Annotated in this window: 10 protein-coding genes; 3 read left to right on the top strand and 7 right to left on the bottom strand. The window is 60.3% G+C overall.

Going from position 1 to position 7,519, the window contains the following annotated elements:
• The first annotated feature begins 116 nt into the window (after window positions 1–116).
• Window positions 117–674 carry a DUF4142 domain-containing protein gene (locus tag NKI24_RS35255; protein ID WP_352450350.1) on the top strand — a complete coding sequence of 186 codons (558 nt, stop codon included), beginning with the start codon at window positions 117–119 and terminating at the stop codon, window positions 672–674.
• Window positions 667–1,176 (top strand): ferritin-like domain-containing protein, encoded by a 510-nt coding sequence (locus NKI24_RS35250; protein ID WP_352450349.1) that lies wholly within the window; start codon window positions 667–669, stop codon window positions 1,174–1,176. Before NKI24_RS35255 ends, NKI24_RS35250 begins: the two co-directional genes overlap by 8 nt.
• Window positions 1,177–1,284: 108 nt before the next feature.
• Here NKI24_RS35250 and NKI24_RS35245 read toward each other — a convergent pair whose 3' ends face one another.
• The 5 genes from NKI24_RS35245 to NKI24_RS35225 form a co-directional block, all read right to left on the bottom strand.
• Complete coding sequence (locus tag NKI24_RS35245; RefSeq protein WP_352450348.1) at window positions 1,285–2,031, bottom strand: hypothetical protein; 747 nt, start codon at window positions 2,029–2,031, stop codon at window positions 1,285–1,287.
• The gene (locus tag NKI24_RS35240) at window positions 2,031–2,930 is read right to left on the bottom strand and encodes a hypothetical protein (RefSeq protein WP_352749802.1); all 900 of its coding nucleotides are present in this window, start codon (window positions 2,928–2,930) and stop codon (window positions 2,031–2,033) included. Before NKI24_RS35240 ends, NKI24_RS35245 begins: the two co-directional genes overlap by 1 nt.
• On the bottom strand, window positions 2,927–3,322 hold the full coding sequence (locus NKI24_RS35235; protein WP_352450346.1) for a phage holin family protein: 396 nt from the start codon (window positions 3,320–3,322) through the stop codon (window positions 2,927–2,929). The genes NKI24_RS35240 and NKI24_RS35235 overlap by 4 nt, the downstream gene beginning before the upstream one ends.
• Window positions 3,312–3,857: a hypothetical protein gene (locus NKI24_RS35230; protein WP_352450345.1), complete on the bottom strand. Its 546-nt coding sequence runs from the start codon at window positions 3,855–3,857 to the stop codon at window positions 3,312–3,314. Before NKI24_RS35230 ends, NKI24_RS35235 begins: the two co-directional genes overlap by 11 nt.
• 307 nt (window positions 3,858–4,164) lie before the next feature.
• Window positions 4,165–4,368: a hypothetical protein gene (locus NKI24_RS35225; protein WP_352450344.1), complete on the bottom strand. Its 204-nt coding sequence runs from the start codon at window positions 4,366–4,368 to the stop codon at window positions 4,165–4,167.
• A gap of 950 nt (window positions 4,369–5,318) precedes the next feature.
• Here NKI24_RS35225 and NKI24_RS35220 point away from each other — a divergent pair.
• Window positions 5,319–5,609, top strand: a complete 291-nt coding sequence (locus NKI24_RS35220) for a hypothetical protein (RefSeq protein ID WP_352450343.1) — start codon at window positions 5,319–5,321, stop codon at window positions 5,607–5,609.
• 112 nt (window positions 5,610–5,721) lie between these two features.
• Here NKI24_RS35220 and NKI24_RS35215 read toward each other — a convergent pair whose 3' ends face one another.
• Together NKI24_RS35215 and NKI24_RS35210 are read right to left on the bottom strand one after the other, a co-directional pair.
• The gene (locus NKI24_RS35215) at window positions 5,722–6,363 is read right to left on the bottom strand and encodes a YihY/virulence factor BrkB family protein (RefSeq protein ID WP_352750750.1); all 642 of its coding nucleotides are present in this window, start codon (window positions 6,361–6,363) and stop codon (window positions 5,722–5,724) included.
• Complete coding sequence (locus NKI24_RS35210; RefSeq protein ID WP_352750749.1) at window positions 6,347–6,802, bottom strand: YhjD/YihY/BrkB family envelope integrity protein; 456 nt, start codon at window positions 6,800–6,802, stop codon at window positions 6,347–6,349. Before NKI24_RS35210 ends, NKI24_RS35215 begins: the two co-directional genes overlap by 17 nt.
• Between the last annotated feature and the right edge of the window lie 717 nt (window positions 6,803–7,519).

The raw sequence follows: 7,519 nt of genomic DNA, 5'->3' as shown, positions 1-7,519 counted from the left end.
GCTCGGGGCCGATGTGGATCGCTATTCCTTCATCGCAGTGGACTTCCACCACTTACTCCTTGCCGGTCTCCCGGCGCACTAATTTGAGAATCCGAACTTCCAGGTTCTCAAATTAAGTGCCAATCCTGACCGAAACGACTGCATTCTTACGGTTAACTGCCAAGCGACACGAGGTCCAGTTCGGCGAACTCGCCGGAAAATCCAAAAATGCCGCCGTGAAGGAGTTCGCCCGCAACATGGTCCACGACCACACGGCTACCAACGACAGGCTGAAGTCGCTCGCCGAGGCCAGCAAGATCCCGCTCCCGGCAGGGCTCGACAGCGATCACAAGCAAAAGCACGCCAGGCTCGAAAAGCTCACCGGTGCCGATTTCGATCTCGCCTACATCAGCGGCCAGATTTCGACCATCAAAGACAGTGCAGCTTCTCGAATGGGAGATCGGTTCCGGCCAGGATGCCGACATCCAGCACTTTGCCTCGGACGTCTTGCCGACGGGGCTGGAGCATCTGCGGATGACGCGCGACATCAGGGCGAAGCTGGTGAACCCATCGCTCGCCGACGCCGCTTTATGCCCGACTACGAAATAATGTTCGTGAGATCCATCCTGCGGCCGGAACAATCCTCGTCGCTCGTGGTTTGGATGCCACCAAACAAGGAGACCTCTGATGTCTGAATCGCGCGAATGGATGATCCAGTGGCTGAGAGATGCCCACGCGATGGAAGAGCAGGCGGAGACGATGCTGTCTGGACAGTTGAGCCGCATCGAGAGCTATCCGGAGCTGAGCGAGCGCATCCGCCTTCATCTCGAAGAAACAAGGCAACAGGCTTCCCGGCTGAAGACCTGCCTCGACCGTATCGATGAAGGATCGTCCACCGTGAAGGACGCGGGTGGCAAGCTCATGGCGCTCGCCCAATCCATCAGCGGCGTGTTCGCCGGCGATGAGGTGATGAAGGGCTCCCTCGCCAGCTACACTTTCGAGCACATGGAAATCGCCTCCTACACAATCCTCATCGCGGCGGCCAACGCCGAGGGCGAGACCGAAATCGTGCAGGCCTGCGAGCAGAACCTCCGCGAAGAGGAGGCAATGGCGGAGTGGCTGAAGAGCCGTCTTGGCCAGACAACCCAGACGTTCCTGACGCGGGCCGCCGCCGACAGCGACAGCGCCAAGCGGTGATGGCCGGGTTGGTTAGCGCGAGAAAGGCGACCCGCTCCTGACAGCCGGGACACTGGGTCGTCCAGGCTGCTCTTCCGTAGTTCTGGAGTTCCGGCGCTGAATTGTCGCCTAGTCGACCGCCGCGTGCTCCTCAAGCCGTCGCTGATACGCAATACCTACCGCAGCCGCGATGGCTAAACCCGCGGCACCAAGAAGGAGTTTGTCTCGCGTCTCCTGATCGCTCAGTGCGCCCTGGACAGCAGATGACGCTTGACCGGCGGCAGCGGCTGCCCCCTCGGCGGCCTCGCTGCCGGCCTGCCGCAATTCGTCGAGCAGATTCGGCGTCTTAGCGCCCAAATTCCGCACCTTCTCTTTGACGGCGCCAGCCGCTTCCTCCGCATGTTCCTTCACTGTTTCGGCCGTCTTGGCGCTCATTTCGCCGACCTTCTCTGCCAGATCGACGGATTGCTCCTTCAAGCGCTCTCTGGCGAAAGCGAGATGATCGACCTGCCCGTCCAAGCCCGGCTGAATTGAAGGCGTACGCAACAGGCTGAATAGTCCTGCTCCGATCAACGCGGTCGCGATTGGCGGACGGTGAAGGAACCGCCACGCGAGACCAGCCCCAATTACCAATGCGGCGCCAGGATTCGCGGCAGCCTTTGCCTTGAGATCCTCGATGATCTCCAGCGCCGTCGACTGCGCGGTCGATCTGGCTTTCGCGACCAGCGCATCCTTGGCCTCGAGCGCCTCTTGCTTCAGTTCGTCGGTAAACTCGGATACCGTATTTGGCGAGCGCAGCGTCGACAAATCTTCCGCGAGCCTTGCGCGGGCTGCCTCAACGTCGTGTTCGAGTTGGCGGAGATTTGCCTCGCCCATCACGAACCTCGCTTTCCGCTGGACTGGCCGGATCTGCCGGACCGGGAAGCACCCGGCCGTTGTGACTGATCCGAATTGGCCGATTTATCTATCGACCGGCCCATGCTACCCGGGGCCGATTGGCCGCGCGATACGCCTGAGGTCGCCGACGGCGACTCAGCCGACCCGGCTTGCTGTTCGCCCGACAAGGTGCTGCCGAACTCGCCAGCCACGTCGCTCACGACATCCTTGAGGCCATCAGCATTAAGGCCGCGCTCCTCGGCAGCGGTCCTGAGCCTTTCGCGCGCCTTCACCGTCGACTCCTTCAACCGTTCGCCGACTTTCTCGGCGCTGTTCGTCAACTGCTCTCCAGCTGGGCCGAGTGTCCGCTTTTCAAAATCCGTGGGGCGGAAGGCTGCAGCGACAGCTGCCCCTGTGGCGAGGCCGAGCAGCGCCAGCGTCAGTGGCTGCTCTTCGACTACGCGGTTCACCGTCTCTTGGAAAGTTGATTGGGCTCGTCGCGCGACCCGCTCCGATGTCTCAGTGACGTTGCGTCGCGCCTCGTCGACGTATTCCGACGCGGACGAAGCGTAAGCGCTGGCCGTGGCCGCGACCTTGCCGCCGAGGTCCGAGGCATGCTCCCGTGCATTGTCTGCCGTCTCCGAAGCGTCCTCCTCAATGCTTTTCCACCGGCGCCTCTGGCCGGCGGTGTTCGAAGACCTTGGGTGAACGCTTCGCTGGCCCTTGCTTCCGCGGGTTTCATCAGCGTGATCAAAGCCGCCGCTGGCCCATGCCCCCCCGCGGCGCATCAACAGCGCGCAGCCGGCTGCAACGAGAAGAAGACCTTCCGGGTTGTTTTTGGCGGCGCCGATGAGCCATTCCGCCGTTCCGATGTTGGTCGTATGCGCTTCGCGGCTCATGTTAGATGCTCCTTGGTTATCGATATATCCTGTTTGATCTGATGGATTGATCGCGTGGGCGTCATCTCCTTTTGCGCATCCATGCGGCCCTTGTAGTAGGCGAGCGCTCCAGCTGCGGCCACGACGCCGGCAACGATCAGGCAGGACCAGTGCATTACGATCCCAAAGCTAGCTATCCAGAAGACGACGGCTTGCACTGTCAGCAATCCAGCGATCAGCCCAAGCACCCCGGCAGCGGACATCCAGATGCCGGCCCGAAGCTTGGCAAAAACGTTTTCAGACAGCTCCGCCCGGGCCAGCCGCAGCTCCTTTTGCACGAGGTCGGCAAGATCCGCCGCGGCGTCGGATAGTGCTCGTGGGAGCGTGGAATTCTTGAGCTGATCATGTGCCATTAAATTCGCTCGCTGCTTGCCGGTTGCGCCCGCGCACGGGCTCATTGGAGCGCGACGACGCCGGCGACGCGCTCTTCAGCGTCCGAAATGTCAAGAACCCCGCAAGGGCAGCAAGCCCGAAAACCAATCCGGGCTGGCGCCTAGTCAAATCGGAGGCGGCGCGGACCAGCTGATCGACCGACTGGTCCCGCAGATCGTCTGCGTAACCATCGATCCTGTTCGCAAACGTACGAACCACACCGGCGACTAAGGGCGCGCTTTCGTCGAGGTCCTCGGCTGCGCGTTTCGTCGAACTCGCGAGCTGGCCCATCACCTCGGCACTGCTGCCGACCTGACGGTCTAGCATTTCCTTCACCTGGTTGGTAACTGTTGACGCACTATCCGAGGCCGCCTGCTTGGCCGTATCAACTGCTTGTTGAGCCATGTCGGAGGCTTTCGAGACCGCGTCGCTCACGGTTGCCCCAATGTCCTTGTTTGCAATGTCCTCAACAGGTGTTTTGGTCGCGGATTCTCGTTCCTTGTTTTGGCTGTTCATGGTTTCCTCCATTGACAGGCAAAACTGCGGCAAAACCCTTTAGTTCCGTGGAGCTGCTCAAAGAAGCTACCCTTGCGCGCGGATACGTCTCAGCACAGACCAAAGTGCTTCCACGAAATTGGCTTCCCGGCTGTTTCATAGGAGTCAACTATCACCGGTCTCGCTTCGCGATAATTGAGCTATCGGCAGCGATCCTTGTGGCAGCCCGGACCAAGGGGCGGTATTTCGCCGTCCAGTCATGCCCCCAGCGGTAGGGTCTCAGTTTGAATTTCGGCTGTGGGTGGAAGCGGACTGCTGAGACCGGGACCTAGCGGCTTGCCCCGCCACCAAAAGCCATTCGAAACCCAAGGGCAACGATGAAGAAGCCTGCGATCCGCTGCTGCCAAAGCTTCATGCGGGGCCGCGTCGTGATCCACGAACCGATGCTGCCCGAAGCCATGGCATAAGTTCCTAATACTAACGCGCCCGTCATTTTCTGGGTTTCGTCTAACAGGAGCTGTTGCAGGCTCACGGGCCCTCCATGCGGATCAACAAATTGAGGAGGAGGCGATCATGAAGGTGTTGGGCCAAGGGTTCACTAGGTTTGCGATCATTCCTTCCCGGGCTGCCGCAAGTCGACTGACTTGACGTGGGTCCTGCTGGGCTGCGGGCTTCCCGAACGTGAAGATCAGCCGTAGTCCTAGCCGAACGAGATAGGCTGCTCCCATCCATTGGAGCGTCGCGAAGCAAACGGGGACGCTCGTACGAGCTAGGAACGCCGACCGCGATAAGGGGAAGTTGCATCACGCCCGCGCCGGCTGTCGTCCCAGCCCAACTCGGCGCCCTGTCCAATCCACGCGCCATCACCAGCATGTTATCAGACCTCGATGGCATCTGCAGTATGATGACCGTTCGAACGAATGTTATCCAGATCGCGGGATCGATGAGCTTTCTCCTTTCGTAGTTGGACCCCTTGACCGAACTATAGCGTCCGCGTCGCTGGTCAACGACCGACATCGACACTGGCGAACGTCCGCACGTGGCGGTAAGTCGGGTCGTCAAGCCGAAATTCAAACTGAGACACCACGCCCCGGCGGGTTAAGAAGCGGAGGCCGTCGGCGTCTTTTATGATCTGCGTGCGGTAGCCGTCGAACTTGGCCGCGTGAATTCAATCTTTATCCTCGGGAGGATGGTCAACCCAGGGTCGGCATCTGAACCCCACGCCACAGGTGCGAACTAAATCGCGACCGCCCGACTTAGGTTGCGGAACATTTTAGCAAAATTGAATGTTTAGTGGAAGTGACAGCTATCGGAGCTTGGCCCGCCGATTGTCAACAGACGGCACGGAACAGCCGCCGAGCATGAGGCCTGCCATTTCTATATCTGCCCACGGTGCGGACAGGCTGTGGCATGCGCGACCTGCGCCAGGTGGTCTGGCACCAAAAGATCGAGCACGAGCCGCTTGAGATGGAGGCTTAGGCCATGCCCGCGAGTATGAAAGTCGACGATGAAGTTTCGCTCTCCATCACAATCCTGAAGGTTTTGGACAACGGCATGTCGAGCGTGAGCATACCCTCTTACAGCTTCCCCTTTTCAATCGACACACCGACCAGAGCAAAGGCCGGCCAGAAGGTCGACATCACAGGATTTGTGAGGCGGATCGATGACGCGAAGGGCAGGTTGACGGTTCGGATCGAAGGCGGAGGGCTCGTCAGTGCCGATATCGAAGCACTATCACGTGGGCCGACAGCGACAGTCCGCAAGTCTCGGTGACATCCAAACCGACCCCATCACGCCTGTGCGCTCCCCGTTTTGCTGCAACCAGTCGCCGGCTCGCGCCTCGACAGCCGCTTCGTCCGCAGCCGGCGGTTTGGCGTTCGAAGCGCTATTCACGAGTGATCGGGGCCGGAAGTTCTGTTTGTGTAAACCCTCGTTCTCCGCGACTTGATGCGCTTTCGGCGCCGCTCCGTTCGGCCGAGCGGCCCAGCGTGTCGGCCATCGCGGCACCTCGCGCGCCGATCGGCTGCGGCGCGCCGGTTGTGGTGTCCTTGGCCGTCTGGTGTTCCATCTCGGAGTTGAGCTCGGCTCCGACGATCAGGATCATGACTGAGATCCAGGTCCACATCATGAAGCCGATGACGGCGCCGAGCGTCCCATACGTCGCGTTATAGTTGGCGAAATTCTCGAGATAGAAGGAAAACCCGATCGAGGCGGCAAGCCACACGACCGTCGCGAGGCCGGCGCCCCAAGTCAGCCACCGCCACGTCGCTTTCTCGCGGCTGGGACCGTAGCGGTAGATAAGCGTGATACCTGCCGCCACCGCGACCAGCATCACGGGCCAGCGCAGGATTTTTATCAGTGTCTCCGTCCAGCTGCCCAGATTGAGGAGCGCGAGCGCCGCAGGGACAAGCCCGACCGAGACCAGGAACGCGATGCCGATGAAGATGGCGCCGAGCGTGAAGGCCAAGGCCAGCAGATTCAACCGGACGAGGCTGCGCTTTTCGGTCTCCTCATAGGCGATGTTCATGGCTTCGAAGATGATCGTTGGCGCTCCAGAGCGCGACGGCGAGGCCCAAGATGAAGCCGAAGGTCAAAGCGCCGGTATTCTGTTGGGCAAGGGATCCAAGCTGTGACCGGATAAGATCGAGCCCGCCCGACGGTAGAACGCCGCTGAGGAAAGCGATGTGCTCGGCGATTGTTTTGGGATCGGCGACGAAGCCGTAAATCGAAACGAAGGCGGCAAGTGCAGGAAACAGCGCCAGAAGCAGGTAGAACGTGGTTCCTGCTGCGATCAGTGGGACTCGGTCATCGCTTACTTCAGCTATCACCCGCCAAAGGATGTCTTTCCAGCCTTTGGTCGGAATCTGCGTGGGCCGCACCGCATCTCGCCCGCGGCCCGGCTGCTGCGCCCGCCGCCCGCTATGCACCTGTTTTGCGTGGAAATTGTTGGGCTTCTCGTTTGCCATGGCTCCGGTCCGCCTGTCTATTCGTCATGTAACGTGCAGGTCGGCCAAAGGATGCAAGCTGCAACTGCCGAGACCCCGCGCGCGGCTCTACTTCGCGGTCGGTCATGAACGCCTCTCGATGGCCGTTTGGGTATACCTCATGGCATCTGGCTCAGAATTAGGGCAAGCGGATAGCCCCATAGGATTAGGGCAAGCGGATAGCCCCATAGGCTGGGTCAGAAATACGCCGCAGCAACCGTTTGGTTGTGGTGGTAGCGAAACTGCCCATTGTCGGACGGTGCAAAAATCAGACGCAAAACAGTCGCTTTAATCTTTAATCCGGGACTTTTTGCGAAAACCAGGCCGCCGGAATCGACGCTAAGCGGAAGCTCGCTTGCTCCGGGTCAATTCACCGCCATGACCCTGAGCTGCCCTTCAGTCCAGTCTCGCCGTTGCCCGCAATTAACCCATCTCGGCCATTCGCGGCATAGCCAGAATGACTGAGTTTTACCCTAGTCTTCCTCCCGAAAATCCTGCAGCGAGGCATGGCGCAGATTCTCCTCGCCTGAAGGAATAATCACTTGCGGCCGAGGAGTATGAAACGTGCGGTGCCCCCCGCCGCGGCGACAGCCTTCGCTATTCCTTCTTGTCGGCCAGCGCCCGTAGTGCCGAGACGTCATGCAGCAATAACCTGCTGCCGCGCTTTTCGATCAGGCCTCTCTTGGCGAGGTCGCTCAT

It is taken from the genome of Mesorhizobium sp. M0701 (assembly GCF_040320365.1).
Classification (GTDB): Bacteria; Pseudomonadota; Alphaproteobacteria; order Rhizobiales; family Rhizobiaceae; genus Mesorhizobium.
Note: the sequence above shows the minus strand (reverse complement) of the source record. Positions and strands in the feature narration are given on the sequence as shown.